This is a genomic window from Streptomyces sp. NPDC052687, assembly GCF_040678395.1.
Lineage (GTDB): Bacteria > Actinomycetota > Actinomycetes > Streptomycetales > Streptomycetaceae > Streptomyces.
In genome coordinates this window covers 21,884-46,622 of the sequence record NZ_JBFATR010000025.1, presented here as the reverse complement: position 1 = coordinate 46,622, position 24,739 = coordinate 21,884, and the positions used below count along the sequence as shown (strand labels likewise).

The window sequence follows — 24,739 nt, the reverse complement described above, 5'->3', positions numbered from 1 at the left end:
TGATGACCGATGGCGGGCCGAGCGGCCGAACCCCATGTGATCTGGGCGCGCCCCGAGCGGACGGGGCGTGGGCCGAGGCCCGCGTACACCCGTGCCGACATCGCGGCGGCGGCCGTCCGCATCGCCGACGCGGAAGGGCTGGACGCGGTGTCGATGCGGCGGGTGGCCGCCGAGCTGGGCTGCGGCACGATGTCGCTCTACAACTACGTCCCCCGCAAGGAGGACCTGTACGAGCTGATGGTGGACGCCGTCGGCGCCGAGCACGAGATCGGCGAGCCCTCGGGCGACTGGCGGGCCGACATGCTCCGCAACGCGCAGGAGACGCGCGCCATCATGCGCCGCCACACCTGGGTGCCGCGCCTGATGCCGGGGGTGTACGGCTTCAGCCCCCACACCCTGCGCTACCTGGAGCACTGCCTGGCCTGCCTGGAGCCGCTGGACGTCCCCTACGGCACCAAGATGGAGCTGGTCGCCCTCGTCAACGGCGTCGTCACGACGTACGCCGCGAACGAGATCGCCACCGCCGAGCGCACCCGGTCCATGCCCTGGTCGGCGGAGGAGGAGAACGCGGTCCGCATGGCCTACCTCGGCAGCCAGGTGGCCGGCGGCGCCTACCCGCGCCTGGCCGCGGCCTTCCGGGAGGCGAGCGGGCCGGTCGATCTTGAGGCGGTGTTCCGGCGGGCACTCGAACGCGTGCTGGACGCCTTCGACCCCGACCTGCGCCGGGCGGGCGGAGACGCGTCGGACACCCCCTGAGGGGGTGTCCGCGAAGTCGCGGCTGTCCCGCGACGCCTGGCACGCCCTCTCGCCACACCCGGGCGAACACCCGGGTACGACCGGTACGCGGGCGTCCGCCCGGCACGCCGAGAGCACGCACCAGACGCCGCGGGACCCGCCCTCCGGGCGGACGACGCGACTTCGCGGACACCCCCTAGATCAGGGCCAGTTGCCCCTCGGGTCCCTCCTCGGGTTCGTTCAGGACCGAGGCCGGCCGGCGGGCCGTGTCCGGGGCCGGGAGCACGCCCGCCGTGCGCAGGTCCGTCGCCGTGACGGGGTGACGCACCGTCAGGCGTTCGCGCAGCGGGCGCAGTTCCGCGAGCAGGGCGAGGACGGTGATCAGCTCCAGGAGTTCGGACGTCCAGGTCTGCGGCCAGGCCGCCGGGCGGATCGCCGCCAGGGTGCCGGGCGCCGCCTCGGCGGTGCGGGCGGCGAACCACTGCTCCAGCACCCGGAACCCGCCCGTCTCGAAGTCCCAGGCCTCGGGCGGCACCGGCGAGATACGGCCCTCGTCGAGAAAGAGCGCTTCCTCCTCGCGGTCGTAGACGAGGGTGAGAGGGCGGGCGGGCAGCGGGGCGCGGACATACGGGCGGCGCCCGCCCGGGAGTCTGGGGCGCTCGCCGTCGCGGCGCAACAGCCACAGCAGCCGGTGGCCCAGCGCCAGCCCCTCCGCCCATTCCTCGGGATCCCGGGTGAGCGGGACGGCGAGACCGGGGCCGGCGGTCGCCAGCGCCCAGGCGAGGACGTCCCGCGGCTCGACCGGCCGTCCCAGGCGGTCGGCCAGGTGGTCCAGGAGGCCGGGGGCCAGGTTGGGTTCGGTGCCGCCGGGGCGGCGGTGGAGGGGGCGGACGCGGCCGGAGCGCGGCAGCGGGAGGAAGGAGGTCGCCAGCAGCGGGAGTGCCGGGTCGTCGGGGTTCTCCACGGCGAACACCTGGTGCGCGTCGGCCACCCGCCACAGCTCCGGGCGGGCGGCGTCGATGAGCCGGTGGTCCGGGATCAGCCACTGCTCGTCGAAGGGGGCGCGCAAAACGCGGACCGGCTCCGGGCAGGGGCCCGAGGCGCGCAGCAGGCGTTCGGTGCCGGTGGACTGGCCGGGCAGCCGGCCGACCGCGGTGCGCAGGGTGCGGGCGCGGGTCGGCTCCAGCAGCGCTTCCCGGCCGGCGCCGTCGGCCTTCACGAAGGCGTCCCAGCGGGCCTTGAGCGAGCCGGGGTCGGGAGCCGCCGGCCACGCGCGGCCGATCCGCGGGGGTGCGACGGACCACGGCATGAGGTCGGCCAGCAGCGGAGCGTCCTCGTACGTCACGCCGGGCATCGTACGACGGGGTCAGGTGGCGTCGAGCGGGCCCGTGGAGGAGAACCGGTGCTCAGGTGGCGTCGAGCGTGACCGTGAAGGAGAAGCGGTCGCCGCGGTAGTGGATGACGGCGACGTCGAGGACCCGGCCGTCGTCGTCGTAGGTGACGCCCGTGTAGTGCAGGATCGGGCTGAGCAGCGGCACCTCCAGGAGCCGGGCCGTCTCCGGGTCGGCGAGGCGGGCCTCCACGGTGTCCGTGATACGGCTGATACCGGCGCCGACCACGTCCCGCAGCACCTTGGTCATCGGCCAGCGCACCAGGTCGTCCAGGTCGATCCGGTCGGCCAGTTCGGGGCGGACCCAGTTGCGGGCGTGGTTGGTCGGCTCGCCGGTCTCCGCGTCGCTGCGCAGCCGGTGGTACGTGGCCGCCTCCGAAAGGTCCGGGAAGTGGTCGGCGACCTCGGCGGGCACGGGGGCGCGCCCGTGCTCCAGCAGCCGTGTCGTCATACCGGACTGCTGGGCCACGATCGCGTCCACCGAGCCCAGCAGCCGCACCGGTGAACCCCGGCGGGCGCTGGGCTCGATGAACGTGCCGCGCCGGCGATGGCGGGTGATGAGCCCCTCGTCCTCCAGCTCCTTCAGCGCCTGCCGCATGGTCAGCACGCTCACGCCGTAGTGCCCGGCGAGCTGTTCTTCCGTGGGCAGCCGCAGCGGGTCCCGGGGCGAGCGGCCGAGTATCGAGGCGCGCAGCGACTGCGACACCTGGTACCAGAGCGGCAGCTTGCGGTTCAGGACGATGGAGTCGGGGGCGAAGGAGGTCACGGGGCCATCCGTACCTGGTGCGGATTCGTCAGTGCAACCGGTGCGCCCGGGTCACGGTGCGCGGAAGTGCCGCTCCAGGCCGTGCCAGATGTCGTCGTACGCCGGCTGGAGGTGCTCGGCGCGGGCGGCGTGCGGGGTGAGCGTCACCGGCCAGCGGGTCTCGAACATGAACGCCAGGCCGTCGTCGAGCTTCTGCGGCCGCAGCTCGGCCGCGCTCGCCTTGTCGAAGGTCTCCCGGTCCGGGCCGTGCGCCGACATCATGTTGTGCAGCGAGCCGCCGCCCGGCACGAAGCCCTCGGCCTTGGCGTCGTAGGCGCCCTCGATCAGGCCCATGTACTCGCTCATCACGTTGCGGTGGAAGTACGGCGGGCGGAAGGTGTCCTCGCCGACCAGCCAGCGCGGGGCGAACACGACGAAGTCGACGCCGGCCAGGCCCGGGGTGTCCGTGGGCGAGGTCAGCACCGTGAAGATCGACGGGTCCGGGTGGTCGTAGGAGATGGTGCCGATGACGTTGAAGCGGCGCAGGTCGTAGACGTACGGCACGTAGTTGCCGTGCCAGGCGACCACGTCCAGCGGGGAGTGGTCGTAGGTGGCCGTCCAGAGGTTGCCGCAGAACTTGTTGACCACCTCCACCGGGCCCTCGACGTCCTCGTACGCGGCGACCGGCGCCCGGAAGTCACGGGGGTTGGCGAGCCCGTTGGCGCCGATCGGGCCGAGGTCGGGCAGGCGGAACGGGGCGCCGTAGTTCTCGCAGACGTAGCCGCGCGCGGTCTCGTCCAGCAGCTCGACGCGGAAGCGGACCCCGCGCGGGATCAGCGCCACATGGCCGGGCTCCGCGTGGAGCAGGCCGAACTCGGTGCGCAGCAGCAGGCCGCCGCGCTCCGGGACGATCAGCAGCTCGCCGTCGGCGTCGCTGAAGACACGGTCCATGGAGGCGTTGGCGTGGTAGAGGTGCACGGCCATGCCGGTGCGCTGGGTCACGTCACCGTTGCCGCCGAGGGTCCACAGACCGGCCAGGAAGTCCGTGCCGGGGTCCGGGTCCGGCAGCGGGTTCCAGCGCAGGCGGTTGGGGTCGGGGACGGTCTGGTTGAACGGGGCCGTGCGGAGCGCGCCGTTGCCGGTGCGGGTGAACGCCGGGTGCGCGGCCGACGGGCGGATCCGGTAGAGCCACGAGCGGCGGTTGTGCGCCCGGGGCTCGGTGAACGCCGTACCGCTCAGCTGCTCCGCGTACAGCCCCAGCGGGGCGCGCTGCGGCGAGTTGCGGCCCTCGGGCAGGGCGCCCGGGATCGCCTCGGAGCTGTGCTCGTTGCCGAACCCGGAGAGGTAGGCCAGCCCTTCGGCGGTCTTGCGCCGTCCCTCACGCTCGGACTCGCTCGCGCGAGCGGTGCCCCCAACGCTCATGATCCATGCTCCCTGTGCCCGGTGATGTACTGCCCGCTGATTCCTATGCCTCACCGTAGGATTGCGTTTGCTCCGGCGCAAGAGGTCCGCGCGACCTCCTCTCGGCGGACTACCTGAGGACGACCCGGACCCGACTCCAGGCGGATCCGCGGACTCGTACCCGTGTTCTACGCTCGCCCGCATGTCGTGGACGCGTGGATTACCCGCCGCGCTCGCGGTCTGTGTCCTCGTGATGGCCGGATCCGTGGGCTGCGGCACCGGTGAGGCGGAGGAACGCACGGACGGCGGGACGCCCGCCCCCGTGGGCCGGGTGCTGGAGGACCGGGACGAGAACGGACACCCCTACCGGCAGGTGGACGAGGAGTACGCCCCCGAGGTGGGCATCGAGGTGCAGCCCGACCGGGCGGGGGACGGCTGGCGGGTCCGGCTGTCCCTGCGCGGCTTCCGCCTCTCGCCCGCCGGGGCGCCGCAGAAGGCGGTGGCCGGGCGCGGCACCGTACGGCTCCACGTCGACGGCCGCTTCGTCACCGAGCTGCGCACCCCCGAGTACCGGCTGCCCGGCCGGCTCGTGCCGCGCGGCACCCATCACGTCACCGCCCGGCTGCACGCCGACGACGGCACCGTCTGGTCGGTGGACGGCGAACCGGTCGAGGCCACGGCGGACATCACCGTGTCGGAGGCGGAGGTGTCGCGCGGGGCGGCTTCCGGTGGGGGTGCCACCGGAAGCGGTGGCGGTGGCGATGCCGGTGCCGGGAGCGGTGGCGGTAGCGGTGACAGTGAGGCCGCCGGTGGCGGTGCCGGGGACTGAGGCCGGCCGCGGCGGGAGGCGGGGCGGGGGCCGGTGAGTGCGGGAGGGGGCCGGTGAGTGCGGGAGGGGGCCGGGGACGTACTGGGGGTGAGGTTCACCGGACCGCCACGGAGAGGCATCATGAAGCCCGTGCCCCATGCGACCACGCTCCGCCGCGCGCCCGTTCAGCGCCGCAGTGCCGAACGGCTCACCAGGATCCTCGACGCCTGCGCCGACCTCCTCGACGAGGTCGGCTACGACGCGCTCAGCACCCGGGCCGTCGCCCAGCGCGCCGGTGTCCCGATCGGCTCGGTCTACCGCTTCTTCGGCAACAAACGGCAGATGGCGGACGCCCTCGCACAGCGCAACCTGGACCGGTACGCCGAGCGGGTCACCGGGCGGCTGAAGAACGCCCGGCCCGGGGACTGGCGCGCCGCCATGGACGCCGTGCTCGACGAGTACCTGGCCATGAAGCGCACCGCGCCCGGCTTCTCCCTCGTCGACTTCGGCAACCAGATCCCCGTCGGCGCCCGGCAGGGCGAGCCCAACCACCGGGTCGCCGACCGGCTCACCGGCCTGCTCGCCGGCTTCCTCGGACGCGGCGGCACCGACGAGGACCTGCGCCGGACCTTCCTCATTGCCGTGGAGACCGCGGACACCCTCGTCCAGCTGGCCTTCCGGGTCAACCCGCAGGGCGACGAGCGCATCATCGCCGAGATGCGGGAGATGCTGCGCTGCTATCTGCGGCGGGTCCTCGACTGACGCCCTCGCAGGGCGACCGCGCCAGAACCCTCCCCTCCATGCCTACCGGTCGGTATGCTCACCGCACGTGCGCGCCGCCGTAGCCGCCAGACCCCGGGAGGACCCGTGTCCCGCACCGCTCTGCGTATCTGCCCCCTGTGCGAGGCCACCTGCGGGCTGACCCTCACCATCGAGGGCACCACGGTCACCGGCGCCCGCGGTGACCGCGACGACGTCTTCAGCCGGGGCTTCATCTGCCCCAAGGGCGCCTCCTTCGGCGCCGTCGACGCCGACCCCGACCGGCTGCGCGCCCCGCTCGTGCGCCGCGGCGGCGAACTGCGCGAGGCGACCTGGGAGGAGGCCTTCGCCGCGGTCGCCGCGGGCATCCGGCCCGTCGCCGAACGGTACGGCCCGCACGCCGTGGGCGTCGTCCTCGGCAACCCCAACGTGCACACCATGGCCGGCGCCCTCTACCCGCCCGTCCTGATCGGCGCGCTCGGCACCCGCAGCCTGTTCACCGCCTCCACGGTCGACCAGATGCCCAAGCACGTCTCCAGCGGACTGCTCTACGGCGACGCGAACGCCATCCCCGTACCCGACCTCGACCACACGGACCACCTGCTGCTGATCGGCGCCAACCCGCTCGAGTCCAACGGCAGCCTGTGCACCGCCCCCGACTTCCCCGGCCGCCTCAAGGCCCTCAAGGCGCGCGGCGGCACCCTCACCGTCATCGACCCGCGCCGCACCCGCACCGCCCGGCTTGCCGACCGGCACATCGCCGTCCGGCCCGGCACCGACGCGCTGCTCCTCGCGGCCACCGCCCACGTCCTGTTCGAGGAAGACCTCGTCGACGTCGGCGACCTCGCCCCCCACCTGCACGGCCTCGACGAACTCCGCCACGCACTGCGCCACTTCACCCCCGAAGCCGTCGCCGAGGCCTGCGACGTCGACGCCGACGTGCCGCGCGTCCTCGCCCGCGAGCTGGCCGCCGCCCCCACCGCCGCCGTCTACGGCCGCATCGGCAGCTGCACCGTCCCGCACGGCACGCTCGCCAGCTGGCTCGTCGACATCCTCACCATCCTCACCGGCAACCTGGACCGCCCCGGCGGCGCCCTCTTCCCGCAGGCCGCCACCGACAAGACGCCCCGCCCGGCCGGACCCGGCAAGGGCTTCGCACTCGGCCGCTGGCACTCCCGCGTGAGCAGACACCCCGAGGCGAAGGGCGAGTTGCCGATCTCCGCCCTCGCCGAGGAGATCGACACCGCCACCGAGGACGGCGCCCCGATCCGCGCCCTCATCGCCGTCGCCGCCAACCCCGTGCTCTCCGCCCCCGACGGCGACCGCCTCGACAAGGCCCTCGCCTCGCTCGACTTCATGGTCAGCGTCGACCCCTACCTCAACGAGACCTCCCGCCACGCCGACGTCGTCCTGCCGCCGCCCCCGCCCGCGCAGAGCCCGCACCACGACTTCGCCTTCAACACCCTCGCCATCCGCAACCAGGTCCGCTACACCCGCCCCGCCGTACCGCTGGAGCCCGGCCGGATGGCGGAGACGGAGATCCTGGCCCGGCTGGTCCTGGCGGCGAGCGGCATGCGGGGCGCCGACCCGTCGGCCGTCGACGCCATGGTCGTCGACCAGACCCTCGGCAAGGCGGTCCAGGACCCGCACTCTCCCGTCCACGGCCGCGACCCGCGCGAGCTGGCCGCACAGCTCACCGGCGAGAACGGCCCCGAGCGGCGGCTCGACCTGATGCTGCGCCTCGGCCCCTACGGCGACGGCTTCGGCGCCCGCGAGGACGGGCTGAGCCTGCGGAAGCTGCTCGCCCACCCGCACGGCATCGACCTCGGCCCGCTGCGCCCGCGCCTGCCGCAGCCGCTGAAGACCCGTAGCGGCAAGGTGGAGCTGCTGCCCGGCCCGATCGCCGCCGACCTGCCCCGGCTCGAGCGGGCCATGGCCGAACGCCCCGCCGGGCTGGTCCTGGTCGGCCGCCGCCATCTGCGGTCCAACAACTCCTGGATGCACAACATCCCCGCCCTGACCGGCGGCACCAACCGCTGCACCCTGCACATCCACCCCGACGACGCCGAACGGCTCGGCGTGCGCGACGGGGCACCCGTGCGGATCAAGGGGGCCGGGGGAGCGGTGACCGCGCGGGCGGAGGTCACCGACGAGGTGCGCCGGGGCGTGGTCAGCCTGCCGCACGGCTGGGGCCACGACCGCCCCGGCACCCGGCTGCGCCACGCCGCCGCCGACCCCGGCGTCAACGTCAACCAGCTCCTCGACGGCTCCCTGCTCGACCCGCTGTCGGGCAACGCGGTCCTCAACGGCGTGCCCGTCGAGGTGGAGCCGGTGACCGCGCCGACGGCCGCGCCGATGGCCTGAATCCCTTCGGGCGTTGACCTGAGCAAAGCTGTGACCAGCAGTTTTGCGCTTATTGCTCGCATGTCAACGTCTTGTTAACGCCGCTGACCGGGACCTAACGTCAACGCACCGCCGGCCCAGGTGGGAGTTCAAGGGCGAACGTTAGGTATCCACTCATGCTGACCATCCTCGGCTTCGCCATGATCGCGACCTTCCTGGTCCTGATCATGATGAAGAAGATGTCGCCGATCGCGGCGCTCGTGCTGATCCCCGCACTCTTCTGTGTGTTCGTCGGCAAGGGCGCCCACCTGGGCGACTACGTCATCGACGGCGTCACCGGTCTCGCCCCCACCGCGGCGATGCTGATGTTCGCGATCGTCTACTTCGGGGTGATGATCGACGTCGGCCTCTTCGACCCGATCGTCAAAGGCATCCTGAAGTTCTGCAAGGCCGACCCGATGCGCATCGTCGTCGGTACGGCCCTGCTCGCCGCGATCGTGTCGCTGGACGGCGACGGCTCGACCACCTTCATGATCACGGTCTCCGCGCTGTACCCGCTCTACAAGCGCCTGAAGATGAGCCTGGTCATCCTGACCGGCGTCGCGGCCATGGCCAACGGCGTGATGAACACGCTGCCGTGGGGCGGCCCCACCGCCCGCGCGGCCACCGCGCTCAAGCTGGACGCCAGCGACATCTTCGTGCCGATGATCCCGGCCCTCGCCGTCGGCCTGCTCTTCGTGATCGCCCTCTCCTACGTCCTCGGTCTGCGCGAGCGCAAGCGGCTCGGCGTGCTCACGCTGGACGAGGCGCTGGTCGAGGAGGCCGAGGAAGTCGAGGAGAAGGAGAAGGAGAGGGAGACGGTGACGGTGCTGGTGGGCGCGGGCGGCGCGGCGGGCGCCGAGGGCGCCGAGGGCAAGGCCGCGCCGGCCGACGGCTCCGGCTCCGGCACGGGTACCGGCTCCGGCACCGGTACCGGCTCCGGCACGGGTACCGGCTCCGGCGCCTCCGACGAGGGCGACGACGACTTCCAGGGCCTCGACCCGCACCGCGACACCCTGCGCCCCCGGCTGTACTGGTTCAACGCGCTGCTCACGGTCACCCTGCTCACCGCCATGATCATGGAGTGGCTGCCGATCCCGGTGCTGTTCCTGCTCGGCGCCGCCCTCGCGCTCACCGTGAACTTCCCGCGCATCGCCGACCAGAAGGCCCGTATCGCCGCCCACGCCGACAACGTCCTCAACGTCTCCGGCATGGTCTTCGCCGCCGCCGTCTTCACCGGCGTTTTGCAGGGCACCGGCATGGTCGACGCCATGGCCAAGTGGATGGTCGACGTCGTCCCCGAGGGCATGGGCCCCCACATGGCCATCGTCACCGGCGTGCTGAGCCTCCCGCTCACCTACTTCATGTCGAACGACGGCTTCTACTTCGGCGTCCTGCCCGTCCTCGCCGAGGCCGGCGCCGCGCACGGCGTCTCCCCGCTGGAGATGGCCCGCGCCTCCCTCGTCGGCCAGCCGCTGCACATGTCCAGCCCGCTCGTCCCGGCCGTGTACGTGCTGGTCGGCATGGCGAAGGTGGAGTTCGGCGACCACACCCGGTTCGTCGTGAAGTGGGCCGCCCTCACCTGCCTGGTCATCCTCGGCGCGGGCATCCTGTTCGGCATCATCTGACGGCCTGCCGGCCAGGCCGTCGTCCGTCGCCCTCGACTCCTCCGGAGGTAAACGATCATGAGGCCCGGTGGGAACCGCGGCTGGCTGCTCCGCCTCGTCATCGCCTTCAGCTTCGCGCAGGGGGCGGTGTCGATGGCCCGGCCCGCCGTCTCCTACCGGGCCCTCGCGCTGGGCGCGGACGAGCGGGCGATCGGCGTCATCGCGGGCGTGTACGCCCTGCTCCCGCTGTTCGCCGCCGTCCCGCTGGGCCGCCGTACCGACCACGGCCGGTGCGCGCCCCTGCTGCCGGCCGGCGTCGTACTGATCTCCGGCGGCTGCGCGCTCAGCGGCGTTGCGGACTCCCTGTGGGCCATGGCGGTCTGGAGCGGGGTCATGGGCCTCGGCCACCTCGCCTTCGTCATCGGCGCACAGTCGTTGGTGGCCCGCCAGTCCGCCCCGCACGAACAGGACCGCAACTTCGGCCACTTCACCATCGGCGCCTCCCTCGGCCAGCTCGTCGGCCCGATCGCGGCCGGCGGGCTGATCGGCGGTCACGACATGGCGGCGAGCAGCGCGCTCGCCCTGCTCGTCGCGGGCGCGGGCGGCGCGGTCGCGTTCACCTCCCTGTGGCGCATAGAGCACCGCCGTACGGCGCCCACCGCGCGCAAGGGGGCCGGCGACCGGGTCCCCGTGCGGGGCATCCTGCGCTCCCGGGGCGTACCGGCGGGCATCCTGATCAGCCTCTCCGTGCTGTCCGCCACCGACATCCTCACCGCCTACCTGCCGGTCGTGGGCGAGCACCGGGGCATCGCCCCGTCCGTGATCGGCCTGCTGCTGAGCCTGCGGGCGGCGGCCACCATCGCCTGCCGGCTGGTGCTCACCCCGCTGCTGCGGCTGCTCGGCCGGACCGCGCTGCTCACCGTGACCTGTCTGCTGGCCGCGGCGCTCTGCGCGGGCATCGCGCTGCCGCTGCCGGTGTGGGCGCTGGCCGTGGTGCTGGCCGTGCTCGGCTTCTGCCTCGGGGTCGGCCAGCCGCTGTCCATGACGACGGTCGTGCAGGCCGCGCCCGAGGGTGCCCGCTCCACGGCCCTGGCCCTGCGGCTGACCGGCAACCGCCTCGGCCAGGTCGCCGCCCCCGCCACCGCGGGCCTCGTCGCCGGCCTCGCGGGCGTGGCCGCGCCGTTCGTGATGCTCGGCGGCCTCCTCCTGCTCTCCTCGGCCGTGGCCCTGCGCTCCCCGGCCAAACCGGAGCCGAGCGATTCCCGCCCGACACCGCCGGCACCCCCGTCACCCACACCCCGCGCCCGACGCCACAGCGACGCGTGAGCGGGCGGGCGGAGGGTTGGGCGGGATGCTGTCCTGGGGCCGCCGGGGGGTGGGGGTCGGCTTGTGGCGGGCTCTCTGGTCGCACTGGGCGCGGGGGAGGCCTTGCTCGGCTGCCCGTGCCGGTGCCGGTGCCGGTGCCGTGCGCTCGGCGCCGCAGCGACGCGTGAGGGGGGCGGGCGGAGGGTTGGGCGGGATGCTGTCCTGGGGCCGCCGGGGGGTGGGTCGGCTTGTGGCGGGCTGTCTGGTCGCACTGGGCGCGGGGGAGGCCTTGCTCGGCTGCCGGTGCCGGTGCCGGTGCCGGTGCCGGTGCCGCGCGCTCGGCGCCGTAGTGACGCGTGAGGGCGCGCGCGGAGGGCGCGCGCGGAGGGCCGGGCAGGACGTTGCCCCGGGTGGGCCGGACCTGCGGTGGGCTTCCCGGGGTCGCCGAGGTGGGGGAGGATCTTCTGGCGCCGTGCGCCGGCACCGGCGCAGGTGCTCTCGGCCGTCGACCGGGAGGGGCGGGTCGACTTCCGGGGCTTCCCGGCAGGGTGAGGCGTGCCATGCGGGGCGCCCCTGGTGCCGTAAAACTAACGGCGCTAGTTTGGGGCTCGACGACGAGGCCCGCCCGGAGGGAACGCGATGAAGGCACATGACGGCATGTACATCGACGGAGCCTGGCGCCCGGTCGCCGGAGGGGACGTCATCGACGTCGTGAACCCGGCGGACGAGCAGGTCATCGGCCAGGTCCCGGCCGGCACCGCCCTGGACGTCGACAACGCCGTACGGTCCGCCCGCGCCGCGCTCGCGGGCTGGGCCGCGACCCCGCCCGCCGAGCGGGCCGCGCGGCTGGCCGCGCTGCGCGACGGCCTGGTCGCGCGGGCCGAGGAGATCGCCGAGACGGTCACCGCCGAACTCGGCGCGCCCCTGAAGCTGTCGCAGACCGTCCACGTCGGCGCGCCGATCGCGGTCGCCGGCTCCTACGCCGACCTGGCCGCCACGTACGCCTTCGAGGAGAGGGTCGGCAACTCAACCGTCTTCCAGGAGCCGGTCGGCGTGGTCGCCGCGATCACGCCCTGGAACTACCCCCTGCACCAGATCGTCGCCAAGGTCGCCCCCGCGCTCGCCGCGGGCTGCACGGTCGTCCTGAAGCCCGCCGAGGACACGCCGCTCACCGCCCAGCTGTTCGCCGAGGCGGTCCACGAGGCGGGCGTGCCCGCGGGTGTGTTCAACCTGGTCACCGGGCTCGGCCCGGTCGCCGGGCAGGCGCTCGCCGAGCACCCGGACGTCGACCTGGTCTCCTTCACCGGCTCCACCGCCGTCGGGCGGCAGATCGCCGCCATCGCCGGGGCCGGCATCAAGAAGGTCGCCCTGGAGCTGGGCGGCAAGTCCGCCAATGTCATCCTGCCGAGCGCCGACCTGGCGCGCGCGGTCAACGTGGGCGTGGCCAACGTGATGTCCAACTCCGGCCAGACGTGCAGCGCCTGGACCCGGATGCTGGTCCACCGCGACCAGTACGAGGAGGCCGTCGAACTCGCCCGGACCGCCGCCGCCAAGTACGGCGACCGCATCGGCCCGCTGGTCAACGCGAGGCAGCAGGAACGGGTGCGCGGGTACATCCACAAGGGCGTCGCCGAGGGCGCCCGGCTGGTCGCGGGCGGCCCCGAGGCCCCGCGCGAGCGCGGCTACTACGTCAGCCCCACCGTCTTCGCCGACGTCACCCCGGACATGACCATCGCCCAGGAGGAGATCTTCGGCCCGGTCCTGTCGATCCTGCGCTACGAGGACGAGGAGGACGCCCTGCGCATCGCCAACGGCACGGTCTACGGGCTGGCCGGCGCGGTCTGGGCGGGCGACGAGGCCGAGGCGGTCGCCTTCGCGCGCCGGATGGAGACCGGGCAGGTCGACATCAACGGCGGCCGCTTCAACCCGCTGGCCCCGTTCGGCGGGTACAAGCAGTCGGGCGTGGGCCGCGAACTCGGCCACCACGGCCTGGCCGAGTACCTGCAGACCAAGTCCCTCCAGTTCTGAGCCGCTCAGCTTCCAGGGAGTCAACTGTCATGGCCGTCCGTGCCGCCGTCGTCCCCGCCATCGGCGCCCCGCTGGAGATCACCGGCATCGAGCTGCCCGACCCCGGACCCGGGCAGGTCCGGGTCCGGCTCGCCGCCGCCGGTGTCTGCCACTCCGACCTGTCCCTGTCCAACGGCACGATGCGGGTGCCGCTCCCGGCCGTCCTCGGCCACGAGGGCGCGGGCACCGTCCTGGCCGTCGGCGAGGGCGTCACCCAGGTCGCCCCCGGTGACGCCGTCGTCCTCAACTGGGCGCCGTCCTGCGGAGACTGCCCCGCCTGCGCGCTCGGCGAGGTGTGGCTGTGCGCCCACGCCCTCGGCGGCATCGGCGCCGTCCACGCCCGCCGCGCCGACGACGGCACCGACCTGCACCCCGGTCTGAACGTGGCCGCGTTCGCCGAGGAGACCGTGGTGGCCGCGAACTGCGTCCTGCCCGCCCCGGACGGCGTGCCGCTCACGGACGCCGCCCTGCTCGGCTGCGCCGTGCTCACCGGCTACGGCGCCGTCCACCACTCGGCGCGGGTCCGCGAGGGCGAGACGGTCGCCGTGTTCGGCGTCGGCGGGGTGGGCCTCGCCGCACTGCAGGCCGCCCGGATCGCGGGCGCGTCGAAGATCGTCGCCGTGGACGTCTCGCGGGAGAAGGAGGAGCTGGCCCGGTCCGCCGGCGCCACGGACTACGTAGTCGCCTCCGACACCACCCCGCGCGAGATCCGCGCCCTGACCGGCAAGCAGGGCGTCGACGTCGCCGTGGAGTGCGTGGGGCGGGCCGTCACCATCCGCGCGGCCTGGGAGTCCACCCGGCGCGGCGGCCGCACCACCGTGGTCGGCATCGGCGGCAAGGACCAGCAGGTCACCTTCAACGCGCTGGAGATCTTCCACTGGGGCCGCACCCTCTCCGGCTGCGTCTACGGCAACAGCGACCCGGCCCGGGACCTGCCGGTGCTCGCCGCCCACGTCCGCGAGGGCCGCCTGGACCTGGGCGCGCTGGTCACCGAGCGGATCGCCCTGGACGGCATCCCGGCGGCGTTCGAGAACATGCTGGCCGGCAAGGGCGGCCGAGCCCTGGTCATCTTCTAGCACCGGGACCCGGGGCAGCGACCGGGGGGTGCGGGACGGTTTTCAGGTGCCGTGGGGCCGGGAGCCCCTCACCTACCCCTCAGAGGCACGGCGCCTGAAAACCTCCCGCACAACCCCCACCCCAGGGGCGCGGGGAACTGCGCGACCAGCCCCACCCACCTGCACCCGTCCCACGACCCAAGCCCCCGCCCACCCCTAGAGGCGCGGCGCCTGGAAACCGTCCCGCACCACCCCCACCCCAGGGGCGCGGGGAACTGCGCGACCAGCCCCCACCCACCCGCACCCGGCCCACCACACACAAGCCCCACCCACCCCGCCCCCTCAACGCAGCACCTCCACAGGAATCCCCAGCACCTCCGCCAGCGCCCGCTCCCCCGACGGAGTCACCTTCACCGCCCGCTCCGACCCGATCCGCACGCACCACCCCGCATCGAGGACATACCGGCACAGCGCCGCCCCCGCCGTGCCGGCGAGGTGGGGACGCCGCTCGGTCCAGTCGAGACACGCACGGGCCAGCGGACGCCGCCCCGCGCGCTCCAGCGGGATGCCGGTCTCCGCGAACCAGGCCAGCCCCGCGTCGGTGAGCGCGAACCCGCTGTCCCGGCGCAGCAGCCCCAGCGCGGCCAGCGCGTCGGTGACCGCGATGCCGAGGCGCCCGGCGAGATGGTCGTAGCAGGTGCGGCCCCGGGCCATGGCGGACCCGGCGGCCGCCTCACGCAGCCCGCGCGGCCGCGGCGGCGTCCCCGGCGGCAGCTGGGCGACCAGGTCCTCCAGCAGCTGGGCGACCTGGGCGCCGGCCAGCCGGACGTACCGGTGCCGCCCCTGGCGTTCCTCGGCGAGCAGGCCGCCCGCGACGAGCTTGCCCAGGTGTTCGCTCAGCGTCGAGGGGGCGACGCCCGCGTGCCGGGCCAGCTCACCGGCCGTCCAGGCCCGCCCGTCGAGCAGCGCCAGCAGGCACGCGGCCCGCGTGGTGTCGGCGATCAGCGCGGCGAGGGCGGCGAGCCCGGCCGCCCGGTGGTCCGCCCGGTGGTGACTGGTGGTCATGCCTTCCAGCATGAGGCAGCCACATGTCGGCGGCCGCCGAACCGTGCCGGCGGCTAGACAGACCGCCCGAGCTGGGCGAACTGCTGGGACAGCCCGTCCAGCAGCGCGGTCAGGCCCGTCTCGAAGGCCCGCTCGTCCACCTTCTCCTGCTGCTCGGCGAGGCGGTGCGCCTGGCCGAGGTGGGGGTAGTCGGCCGGGTCGTAGGCGCTGGCGTCGTCGGGGAAGCCCCCGGCGAACGAGCCGAGCGCGGAGCCCATGATGAAGTACCGCATCAGCGCGCCGATGGAGGTGGCCTGCGCGGGCGGCCAGCCGGCGTCGACCATCGCGCCGTAGACGGCGTCCGCGAGCCGCAGCGCGGCGGGGCGGCGGCCGGGGCCGCGGGCGAGCACCGGGACGATGTTGGGGTGGTCGCGCAGGGCGGCGCGGTAGGAGACCGCCCAGTCGTGCAGCGCGGTCCGCCAGTCCCGGCCGTCCTCGAACATCGACAGGTCGACCTGCGCGCTCACCGAGTCCGCGACCGCCTCCAGGATCTCGTCCTTGGTGCGGAAGTGGTTGTACAACGACGGCCCGCTCACCCCGAGTTCGGCGGCGAGCCGCCGGGTGGAGACGGCCGCCAGGCCCTCGGTGTCCACGAGTTCCCGGGCCGTCGCGACGATCCGGTCGGTGCTGAGGAGGGGCTTGCGCGGTCGGGCCATGGCGCACATAGTAGGGCTGCACCCGGAAACTAGCAGTGCTAATTTAAATGTGCGACTTTCAATCGATGACCTACGTGTGGGGTGACGCGCCGTGAACCTGGAGCTCAGCGAGGAACAGACCGCCGTACGGCAGCTCGCCCGGGACTTCGTGGCGCGCGAGATCGCCCCGAACACCGTCGCCTGGGACCGGGCCGAGGAGGTCGACCGGGGCATCGTGAAGAAGCTCGGCGAGGTCGGCTTCCTCGGGCTGACGATCGACGAGGAGTACGGCGGCTCGGGCGGTGACCACCTCGCGTACTGCCTGGTCACCGAGGAGCTGGGGCGCGGTGACTCCTCCGTGCGCGGCATCGTCTCGGTCTCCCTGGGCCTGGTCGCCAAGACCGTCGCGGCCTGGGGGAGCGAGGAGCAGAAGCGGCGCTGGCTGCCCGGGCTGACCTCCGGGGAACTCGTCGGCTGCTTCGGCCTCACCGAGCCCGGCACCGGCTCCGACGCGGGCAGCCTCACCACCCGCGCGGTGCGCGACGGCGACCACTACGTCGTCGACGGCACCAAGATGTTCATCACCAACGGCACCTGGGCCGATGTCGTCCTGCTCTTCGCCCGCTCCACGGACGCCCCCGGGCACAAGGGCGTCAGCGCGTTCCTCGTGCCCACGGACACCCCCGGCCTGACCCGCCGTACCATCCACGGCAAGCTCGGCCTGCGCGGCCAGGCCACCGCGGAACTCGTCCTGGAGGACGTCCGCGTGCCCGCCTCCGCGATGCTGGGCGAGGAGGGCAAGGGCTTCTCGGTCGCCATGTCGGCCCTCGCCAAGGGCCGGATGTCGGTGGCGGCGGGCTGCGTCGGCATCGCGCAGGCCGCGCTGGACGCGGCGGTGCGCTACGCGGGCGAGCGCGAGCAGTTCGGCCGGCCCATCGCCCACCACCAGCTGGTCCAGGAGCTGATCAGCGACATCGCCGTCGACGTGGACGCCGCCCGGCTGCTGACCTGGCGGGTCGCCGACCTGATCGACCGGGGCCTGCCGTTCGCGGTGGAGTCCTCCAAGGCCAAGCTCTTCGCCTCCGAGGCAGCCGTCCGCGCCGCGAACAACGCCCTCCAGGTCTTCGGCGGCTACGGCTACATCGACGAGTACCCGGCGGGCAAACTCCTGCGCGACGCCCGCGTGATGACCCTCTACGAGGGCACCAGCCAGATCCAGAAGCTGCTGATCGGGCGGGCGCTGACGGGGGTCTCGGCGTTCTGAGCGCGGCGGTCGCGGGATCCGCTCTCTGAGTACGTTTCTGAGTACGCCGGCGGATGTGGCGCGGGCCACGTCCGCCGACCCTTGTCCCCATGAGTGACAAGCAGCAGAACACGGCCGCGTTCTACGGCCAGGCCGTCGCCTCCTTCGCCGTCGCCATGGCGGCCACCGCCATCGGCATCTACCAGCTGGACGCCGACCCGTGGGTGCGCGCCTTCCTCGCGATCGCCGTCCTCTACCTCGTCACCTCCGCCTTCACCCTCGCCAAGGTCATCCGCGACCGCCAGGAATCCGCACGCTTCCCGACCCGACCCGAGCGGGGCGTCTAAGCGGGCGCTCAGGTTCGGCGGTATGGTGGTGCCCCTGTCGGCGAGAGGGGCGAGCGAGCGATGAGTACGGCGGAGGAGACGGCCGGCGGTGAGGTGCAGCCGTGGGCCGAGGTCACCCCTGACGCGGCCCGGCGGTTGCTGGTCGCCGCCGTGGAGGCCTTCGCCGAGCGCGGCTACCACGCCACCACGACCCGCGACATCGCGGGCCGCGCGGGGATGAGCCCGGCCGCGCTCTACATCCACTACAAGACCAAGGAAGAGCTGCTGCACCGCATCAGCAGGATCGGCCACGAGAAGGCCCTGGACATCCTGCGCACGGCGGCCCGCCGCGAGGGCAGCGCGCGCGAGCGACTGGCCGACGCGGTCGGCTCCTTCGTCCGCTGGCACGCGGGCGGCCGGACCACCGCGCGGGTCGTCCAGTACGAGCTGGACTCGCTCGGCGAGGACGCCCGCGCGGAGATCCTCGCCCTGCGCCGCCAGTGCGACGCCGAGGTGCGGCGGATCATCGAGGACGGTGTGGCCTCCGGCGAGTTCGACGTGCTCGACGTGAAGGGCACCACGCTCGCCGTGCTGTCGCTGTGCATCGACGTCGCCCGCTGGTTCAACGTCGACGGGCCCTGGACCCCCGACGAGGTCGGCGCGCTCTACGCCGACCTCGTGCTGCGGATGGTGGGGGTCAAGTAGCCCCCGGCGGGTGAGGGCCATAGCCCCCGGGCGCGGTCAGAGGTAGTAGCGGGCCACCGACTCGGCGACGCACACCGGCTTGTCGCCGCCCTCGCGCTCCACGGTGAACGCGACGGTCACCTGGACACCCCCGGTCACGTCCTCGACCCCGGTGATCGTCGCGGTGGCGCGCAGCCGGGAGCCGACCGGCACCGGGGCGGGGAAGCGGACCTTGTTGGTCCCGTAGTTGACGCCCATCTTCACGCCCTCGACCTTGATCAGCTGCGGGCCGAACAGCGGCAGCAGCGACAGGGTCAGGTAGCCGTGCGCGATGGTCGTCCCGAACGGACCGGCGGCGGCCTTCTCCGGGTCGACGTGGATCCACTGGTGGTCGCCGGTGGCCTCCGCGAAGAGATCGATCCGCTTCTGGTCGATCTCCAGCCAGTCGGTGTACCCCAGCTGCTCGCCCACGGCCGACCTCAGCTCGTCGGGCCCTGCGAAGATCCTCGGCTCTGCCATGTACGCCGCCTCCCGGTCGCAAACTCTAAGCGACTGCTTAGCATGGTCGCCCTCGGGGCACCTGTCAACGACGGGCGTGGGTAGGGTTCGAGGAGTGCCCCAGATTCCAGAGAAGATCCACGAGCTCACCGTCGGCCAGCTCTCCGCGCGCAGCGGGGCCGCCGTCTCCGCCCTGCACTTCTACGAGTCCAAGGGCCTGATCAGCAGCCGCCGCACCAGCGGCAACCAGCGCCGCTACAGCCGGGACACCCTGCGCCGCGTCGCCTTCATCCGCGCCGCGCAACGGGTCGGCATCCCGCTGGCCACGGTCCGCGAGGCCCTCGCCGAACTCCCCGAGGAGCGCACCCCCACCCGCGAGGACTGGGCCCGGCTGTCCGAGGCCTGGCGCTCCGAACTCGACGAGCGCATCAGGCAGCTCAACCGGCTGCGCGACCACCTCACCGACTGCATCGGCTGCGGCTGCCTGTCCCTGGACACCTGCGTCCTGTCCAACCCCGGCGACGTCTTCGGCGAACACCTCACCGGCTCCCGCCTCTTCCCCGAACGCACGGGTGCACGCGGGCGCGGTACCCGCCGCCCCCCGAACGACCACGAGACCCCCCGGAAAACCGAACAGACGGAGGCCCGCACACACGGCTAGCCCAGCGACCGCGCCCGTCGGCCCACCACACTGTCGGCCGACCGCACCCGCCCGCCGGCCGCCATCGCCCGTCCGTCGTCACCGCTCGACGCGGGCCCACGGGCGTCGCTGCCCGGCGGCGCCGAGGCCGTCACCGCTGGACGGATGCCGCAGGCGACACGTCTCGGCGGGCGTCGAGGAGTTCACCCTGCGGCGACTGCCCAACGGTCGCACCGCTTGTCGGCCGGCTTCTGGCGGGCGCGCGGGGGCGCTGCTGGGTGACGCCCGCGGTCGTCACCGTTTGGCGGACGCCGAGGCGGCCACCGCTCGGTGGGCGCCATGGGTATCACCTTCGGTGACCGTCCGTCGGTCGTCATCGCTCGCCGGGCGACTTCTCGGCGGGTACGCGGGGTCGCTCCTCGGCGGAGGCCGCGGGCGACACGTCGCGGCGGACGCTACGGGCGTCACCGCTCGGTGGGCGCCGTGGGTGTCCCACCTCCGGTGTCCGTCCGTCGGTCGCCGCCGCTCGTCGGCCGTCTGCTCGGCGGGCGGGCGACGGCCGCTCCCCGTCGGACACGCGGGGCCCGCTCCTCGGCGGACGCCGCAGGCGTCACCCCTCGCCGGTCGTCGCGACACACACTCACCCCTTGCCGTTCGTCGCGTCGCGGGCCCTCACGGCTCGGCGTCGGCCGTCGCGGGCCCTCACGGCTCGGCGTCGACCGTCGCGCCCCTCACCGCCCGGCGGCGGACGCCGCAACCCTCACCGTCCGGCGCCCCTCCTCACCTCGGCGTATTCCCGCACTGCCGCTCGGACCAACTGCTCGTTGGAGGAGGCCGGTTGGCCGTTCGGTAGGGTCAGGGTGTCTTCCAGGCCGATGCGGGTGGCGAGGCCGAGGCGGGCGGCGAGGCGCAGGACGGGCCAGGTGGTGGCGTTCTCGCCGTGGAGGAGGATCGGTGGTCCGTCCGGGGCGGGACGGGCGGCGAGGGCGGACAGGAGGGCCCGCGCGGTCCGTGGGGCCGTGCCGGGGTCCGGGTCCGTAATCTCCGCGAGTACGCGCAGCACGCGAGGCGCGAGGGGTGAGCGGAGGAAGCGGGCGGCTCCGTCCGTCCCGGACCAGATGCCCGCCTCGACGCCAACCCCGCGTTCCAGCAGCGCGGCGGCCAGTTCCTCGGCGCCCGGCTCGTGCCAGTTGACCGAGGCGTGGTCGGGCAGCACGGTCCAGTCGCGCACCTGTGCGAGCCGGGCCGCCGGGTCGGGCTCGGCCCACGCGCCCGTGGTCACCCCGACCGGCACCGTGACCCGCGCGCGGATCGCCTCCAGCGTCACCGCGACCACGCGCGGGGACAGCGCGTCCCGGCCGCACGGCGTCTTGGGGTGGACGTGCACGTCCGTGGCCCCCGCCGCGACGGCCCGCGCGGCCTCCCGGGCCATCGCCTCCGGCGTCAGCGGCACCACCGCCCCGTCGGCGGCGCCGCGGCTTCCGTTCAGACAGACCTGCACCATCCCCCGATGGTGCCAGTCCCGCGGACGCGACGGCCTCCCGTCGTCCCCGTTCCCCCGTTGCCGTACCGCTCCCGGTGAACGGGGGTGCGGCATCCCCCAACGCACCCCCCTGACTACTCCCTCACGCCGACACCAGCATCCGTCCGCGCCGGGCGTACGCCAGCGCCTCCGGGGTGAGCACGGGGCGCGGGACGAGGATCCCGCAGTCCGCGCACACCGGGCCGGACGAGGGCTCGTGGTCCAGGCCGTCCTTCCAGAACAGCCGCTCCCCGTCGCACACCGGGCACTCCGAGCCCGGTTCGCGCTCCAGTGCGGCGATCAGTCGCCGCAGCACGTCGGCCAGCGGCTCGTGCGGGTGGACCCGGGGGTCGTCGCACCAGGCGACCCCGAAGCCGCCCCAGGTCAGCCGGTGCCAGTCGTCCACACTGCCCGGCCTGCGCAGTCCGTCGTGCTTCTCCTTCCTGCGGCGTTCGGCGAACTCCACCTCGTAGGCGAGCCACACGGCCCGCGCCTCCTCCAGTTCCTCCAGCGCGGCCACGAGCCGCGCCGGATCGGGGGAGCGGTCCTCCGGGCCGAAACCCGCCCGGGAGCACAGATGGTCCCAGGTCGCCCGATGCCCGTAGGGGGCGAACCGCTCAAGGCACTTGCGCAGCGAGTAGCGCCGTAGCGCCAGGTCGCACCGGGGATCGCGTACCTGTCTTGCCAGACTCCGGAAACCGGCCATCGCCCTGCACCTCCGTCACACCTGAACCTGTTCTTCGGTCACTTCGGCGTCGTCGTACGGACGTCGCCGAATAGACGTATCGACACGCGATTCGGCTCCCTCCGGGGCCATCCGATTTCCGATGGCCGCCATCAGCGGGCCCGGCGGCACCCGAAGGTGACGCATGTTCAACTTCGAACTCGGGGATACCGGCGGTAACGACCGGCCCATCCCCGTCGGGAGGAGCTGCCATGCCACGAGGCACCTCACGCAACGTGCTCGACGCACTGAGAACTCCCCACAGATTCCCCGGGTTCCTGAAGAGCGCGTCCGTATGCGTTCTCGTTGCCGGACTTTTGACTCCGCTTTCCCCGGTTTCCCCGGCCACCGCCACCGCCACCGCCACCGCCGCCGCGCCGCCCGCGACCGTCCGGCAGACCCCGCTCACCCCGCCCGCGCCCGCCTCCGCGGCCGCCGCCGACCACTGCGGCGGCCGGTGCTCCGACATCCTGCCGCCCGGCCAGAACGGCAACGCCACCCTCGCCCAGATCCTCCTCCACCAGGCCTTCGGCACCCGGCCCGCGCACTCCGACGACCAGCTCGGCCCCTACGCCGACCTGGCCGCCCGCTACCCGGCCCTCACCGACGCGACCGTCAACTCCTTCTTCCACGACGCCTCCTTCGGCGTCCCCGCCGACCAGGTCGCCTCCACCGTCCGCCCCGCCGGCCGCACCGACGTGACGATCGTCCGCGACAGGAAGACCGGCGTGCCGCACATCACCGGCACCACCCGCTACGGCACCGAGTTCGGCGCCGGCTGGGCGGCGGCCGAGGACCGGCTGTGGCTGATGGACGTCTTCCGGCACGTCGGACGCGGCCGGCTGACCCCGTTCGCGGGCGGCGCCCCCGCCAACCAGGGCCTGGAACAGGAGTTCTGGCGCAACGCGCCGTACACCGAGGCCGACCTCCAGGCGCAGATCGACAGCGCGGTCGCCGCCCACGGCGAGCGCGGCCGGCAGGCCCTCGCCGACGTGCACGCCTACGTCGACGGCATCAACGCCTACATCGACGCCGCCGACCGCGGCCGCACCTTCCCCGGCGAGTACGTCCTGACCGGCCACAAGGACTCCGTCACCAACGTCGGCACCATCGAGCGCTTCAAGCCCACCGACCTGGTCGCCCTGGCCTCCGTCATCGGCGCCCTGTTCGGCTCCGGAGGCGGCGGCGAGGTGAACAACGCGCTCTCCCTGCTCGCCGCCCAGGCGAAGTACGGCGTCGCCCGCGGCACCGAGGTCTGGGAGTCCTTCCGGATGCGCGACGACCCCGAGGCCGCCCTCACCGTCCGCGACGGCAGCTTCCCGTACGCGGTCCGGCCCGCAACGCCGCAGGGCCGCGCCCTGCCCGACCCGGGCTCGGTGACCCGCGAACCGCTGGTGTACGACCGCACCGGCGCGGCCACCGGGCCGAGCGCCGCCGACGCCTCCGCCGAGGCCGCCGCGCACGCCGCCGGCTCCGCCCGGCGCGGCATGTCCAACGCCCTCGTGGTGAGCGGCGAGCACACCGCGAGCGGGCACCCGGTCGCCGTGTTCGGCCCGCAGACCGGCTACTTCGCCCCCCAGCTGCTGATGCTGCAGGAACTCCAGGGCCCCGGCATCAGCGCCCGCGGCGCCTCCTTCGCGGGCCTCAGCTTCTACGTCCAGCTGGGCCGCGGCCAGGACTACGCGTGGAGCGCGACCACCTCCGGCCAGGACATCGTCGACACCTACGCCGTCGAACTGTGCCAGGACGACCACCACTACCTTTACCGCGGCAGCTGCGTCCCGATGGAGAAGGCCGAGCAGCGGAACGCCTGGAAACCGACCGTCGCCGACGGCACCGCGGCCGGCGCGTACACCCTGCGGGTCTGGCGGACGAAGTACGGCCCCGTCACCCACCGCGCGACCGTCGGCGGCAGGAAGGTCGCCTACACCACGCTGCGCTCGTCCTTCCTGCACGAGGCCGACTCGATCATCGGCTTCCAGATGCTGAACGACCCGTCCCACGTGACCGGACCCGAGAGCTTCCGGCAGGCGGTGCGGCACATCAACTACACCTTCAACTGGTTCTACGCCGACTCCGAGCACACCGCGTACGACAACAGCGGTGACAATCCGGTGCGCGCGGCCGGCGTCGACGCCGAGTTCCCGGTGTGGGCCCGGCCCGCCCACGAGTGGCGCGGCTGGGACCCGGCCGCCAACACCGCCGAGTACACCCCGCCCGACCAGCACCCGCACTCCGTCGACCAGGACTACTACATTTCCTGGAACAACAAACCGGCCCGCGACTACGCCTCCGGGTCCTGGGGCAACGGCCGCGTCCACCGCGGCGACCTGCTCGACGACCGGGTGGCGAGGCTGGTCCGGGCCGGCGGGGTGACCCGGGCGTCCCTGGTGCGGACGATGGCCGAGGCGGGCCTCACCGACCTGCGCGCCGAGCAGGTGCTGCCGAACCTGCTGAGGGTGATCGACAGCGCGCCGGTCACCGACCCGGCCGCCGCGGCGGCCGTCACCCGGCTCAGGGCGTGGCTGTCGGCCGGCGCCACCCGCACGGAGACCTCGCCGGGCTCGAAGACCTACGCCCACGCGGAGGCGATCCGGATCCTGGACGCCTGGTGGCCGCTGCTGGTGAAGGGCGTGTTCGAACCCGGCCTCGGCGGCGAGCTGTACAGCGCGTTCACCGCGAACCTGCCCGTCGACGAGTCGCCGTCCGCCGCCCACGGCCCGACCGGCGCCCACGCGGGCAGCGCCTTCCAGTACGGCTGGTGGAGCCACGTCGACAAGGACCTCCGCGCGGTGCTCGGCGACCGGGTCGAGGCCCCGCTCGGGGACCGGTACTGCGGCGGCGGCGCCCTCGCCGCCTGCCGGGACACCCTGCTCGCCACCCTGAAGGAGGCGGCCGGCCGGACCGCCGCCCAGGTCTACCCCGGCGACGAGCACTGCGCGGCGGGCGACCAGTGGTGCGCCGACGCGATCGTCCACCGCGAACTGGGCGGCATCGGCCACCGCACGGTCGGATGGCAGAACCGGCCGACGTACCAGCAGGTCGTGGAGTTCACCTCACACCGGTGAGCCACGCGGGGCGGCGGGCCGGCGAATCCGGCCCGCCGCCG

At 73.8% G+C, this 24,739-nt stretch carries 21 protein-coding genes; 13 read left to right on the top strand and 8 right to left on the bottom strand.

The features are described from left to right. The first annotated feature begins 9 nt into the window (after window positions 1-9). Window positions 10-756 (top strand): TetR/AcrR family transcriptional regulator C-terminal domain-containing protein, encoded by a 747-nt coding sequence (locus AB0K92_RS20655; protein ID WP_365924822.1) that lies wholly within the window; start codon window positions 10-12, stop codon window positions 754-756. Window positions 757-931: 175 nt separating this feature from the next. Here the strand turns inward: AB0K92_RS20655 and AB0K92_RS20650 are convergent, their stop codons facing one another. Genes AB0K92_RS20650 through hmgA form a run of 3 tightly spaced genes read right to left on the bottom strand, consistent with a single transcriptional unit; the run spans window position 932 to window position 4,292 of the window. After that, a complete protein-coding gene (locus tag AB0K92_RS20650) occupies window positions 932-2,089 on the bottom strand; it encodes a type ISP restriction/modification enzyme (protein ID WP_365924820.1) in 1,158 nt (385 codons plus the stop codon). A 52-nt stretch (window positions 2,090-2,141) separates the two neighbouring features. Continuing rightward, window positions 2,142-2,891 carry a GntR family transcriptional regulator gene (locus AB0K92_RS20645; protein WP_165997071.1) on the bottom strand — a complete coding sequence of 250 codons (750 nt, stop codon included), beginning with the start codon at window positions 2,889-2,891 and terminating at the stop codon, window positions 2,142-2,144. Between the two features lie 51 nt (window positions 2,892-2,942). Then, a complete protein-coding gene (hmgA, locus tag AB0K92_RS20640; RefSeq protein ID WP_365924818.1) occupies window positions 2,943-4,292 on the bottom strand; it encodes a homogentisate 1,2-dioxygenase in 1,350 nt (449 codons plus the stop codon). Between the two features lie 181 nt (window positions 4,293-4,473). Between hmgA and AB0K92_RS20635 the strand changes: the two genes are divergently transcribed. The 7 genes from AB0K92_RS20635 (at window position 4,474) to AB0K92_RS20605 (ending at window position 14,275) form a co-directional block, all read left to right on the top strand. Continuing rightward, entirely contained in the window at window positions 4,474-5,100 is a 627-nt protein-coding gene (locus tag AB0K92_RS20635) for a hypothetical protein (RefSeq protein ID WP_365924816.1), read from the top strand. Between the two features lie 120 nt (window positions 5,101-5,220). Further along, window positions 5,221-5,841, top strand: coding sequence for a TetR/AcrR family transcriptional regulator (locus tag AB0K92_RS20630; protein WP_365924814.1), 621 nt, complete (start codon window positions 5,221-5,223; stop codon window positions 5,839-5,841). Window positions 5,842-5,946: 105 nt separating this feature from the next. Further along, window positions 5,947-8,202, top strand: coding sequence for a molybdopterin oxidoreductase family protein (locus tag AB0K92_RS20625; protein WP_365924812.1), 2,256 nt, complete (start codon window positions 5,947-5,949; stop codon window positions 8,200-8,202). Between the two features lie 155 nt (window positions 8,203-8,357). Next, a complete protein-coding gene (locus AB0K92_RS20620; RefSeq protein ID WP_365924810.1) occupies window positions 8,358-9,848 on the top strand; it encodes a citrate:proton symporter in 1,491 nt (496 codons plus the stop codon). Between the two features lie 57 nt (window positions 9,849-9,905). Beyond that, window positions 9,906-11,153: an MFS transporter gene (locus tag AB0K92_RS20615; RefSeq protein ID WP_365924808.1), complete on the top strand. Its 1,248-nt coding sequence runs from the start codon at window positions 9,906-9,908 to the stop codon at window positions 11,151-11,153. Window positions 11,154-11,771: 618 nt separating this feature from the next. Beyond that, a complete protein-coding gene (locus AB0K92_RS20610; RefSeq protein ID WP_365924806.1) occupies window positions 11,772-13,160 on the top strand; it encodes an aldehyde dehydrogenase family protein in 1,389 nt (462 codons plus the stop codon). A 29-nt stretch (window positions 13,161-13,189) separates the two neighbouring features. Then, window positions 13,190-14,275: a Zn-dependent alcohol dehydrogenase gene (locus tag AB0K92_RS20605; RefSeq protein ID WP_365924804.1), complete on the top strand. Its 1,086-nt coding sequence runs from the start codon at window positions 13,190-13,192 to the stop codon at window positions 14,273-14,275. Window positions 14,276-14,596: 321 nt separating this feature from the next. Here AB0K92_RS20605 and AB0K92_RS20600 read toward each other — a convergent pair whose 3' ends face one another. Both AB0K92_RS20600 and AB0K92_RS20595 read right to left on the bottom strand, forming a co-directional pair. Further along, a complete protein-coding gene (locus tag AB0K92_RS20600) occupies window positions 14,597-15,331 on the bottom strand; it encodes a helix-turn-helix domain-containing protein (protein ID WP_365924802.1) in 735 nt (244 codons plus the stop codon). Between the two features lie 41 nt (window positions 15,332-15,372). Next, window positions 15,373-16,014 carry a TetR/AcrR family transcriptional regulator gene (locus AB0K92_RS20595; protein ID WP_365924800.1) on the bottom strand — a complete coding sequence of 214 codons (642 nt, stop codon included), beginning with the start codon at window positions 16,012-16,014 and terminating at the stop codon, window positions 15,373-15,375. A gap of 91 nt (window positions 16,015-16,105) precedes the next feature. Here AB0K92_RS20595 and AB0K92_RS20590 point away from each other — a divergent pair, with 91 nt between their 5' ends. The 3 genes from AB0K92_RS20590 to AB0K92_RS20580 all read left to right on the top strand — a co-directional run bounded on the left by AB0K92_RS20590 (window position 16,106) and on the right by AB0K92_RS20580 (window position 18,267). Next, entirely contained in the window at window positions 16,106-17,257 is a 1,152-nt protein-coding gene (locus tag AB0K92_RS20590) for an acyl-CoA dehydrogenase family protein (RefSeq protein WP_365924798.1), read from the top strand. 89 nt (window positions 17,258-17,346) lie between these two features. Then, window positions 17,347-17,583, top strand: coding sequence for a YiaA/YiaB family inner membrane protein (locus AB0K92_RS20585; protein ID WP_365924796.1), 237 nt, complete (start codon window positions 17,347-17,349; stop codon window positions 17,581-17,583). Window positions 17,584-17,643: 60 nt separating this feature from the next. After that, window positions 17,644-18,267, top strand: coding sequence for a TetR/AcrR family transcriptional regulator (locus AB0K92_RS20580; protein WP_165997050.1), 624 nt, complete (start codon window positions 17,644-17,646; stop codon window positions 18,265-18,267). Between the two features lie 36 nt (window positions 18,268-18,303). Here the strand turns inward: AB0K92_RS20580 and AB0K92_RS20575 are convergent, their stop codons facing one another. Continuing rightward, the gene (locus AB0K92_RS20575; RefSeq protein WP_365924794.1) at window positions 18,304-18,765 is read right to left on the bottom strand and encodes a MaoC family dehydratase; all 462 of its coding nucleotides are present in this window, start codon (window positions 18,763-18,765) and stop codon (window positions 18,304-18,306) included. Between the two features lie 94 nt (window positions 18,766-18,859). On the opposite strand from AB0K92_RS20575, the gene soxR reads away from it, so the two are divergent. Further along, the gene (gene soxR / locus AB0K92_RS20570) at window positions 18,860-19,405 is read left to right on the top strand and encodes a redox-sensitive transcriptional activator SoxR (protein ID WP_365924792.1); all 546 of its coding nucleotides are present in this window, start codon (window positions 18,860-18,862) and stop codon (window positions 19,403-19,405) included. A 739-nt stretch (window positions 19,406-20,144) separates the two neighbouring features. Here soxR and AB0K92_RS20565 read toward each other — a convergent pair. Both AB0K92_RS20565 and AB0K92_RS20560 read right to left on the bottom strand, forming a co-directional pair. Further along, a complete protein-coding gene (locus AB0K92_RS20565; protein WP_365924790.1) occupies window positions 20,145-20,888 on the bottom strand; it encodes a 3-keto-5-aminohexanoate cleavage protein in 744 nt (247 codons plus the stop codon). A gap of 121 nt (window positions 20,889-21,009) precedes the next feature. Then, the gene (locus AB0K92_RS20560; RefSeq protein ID WP_165997044.1) at window positions 21,010-21,612 is read right to left on the bottom strand and encodes a hypothetical protein; all 603 of its coding nucleotides are present in this window, start codon (window positions 21,610-21,612) and stop codon (window positions 21,010-21,012) included. Window positions 21,613-21,842: 230 nt separating this feature from the next. On the opposite strand from AB0K92_RS20560, the gene AB0K92_RS20555 reads away from it, so the two are divergent. After that, entirely contained in the window at window positions 21,843-24,698 is a 2,856-nt protein-coding gene (locus tag AB0K92_RS20555) for a penicillin acylase family protein (RefSeq protein ID WP_365924788.1), read from the top strand. Window positions 24,699-24,739: the final 41 nt, after the last annotated feature.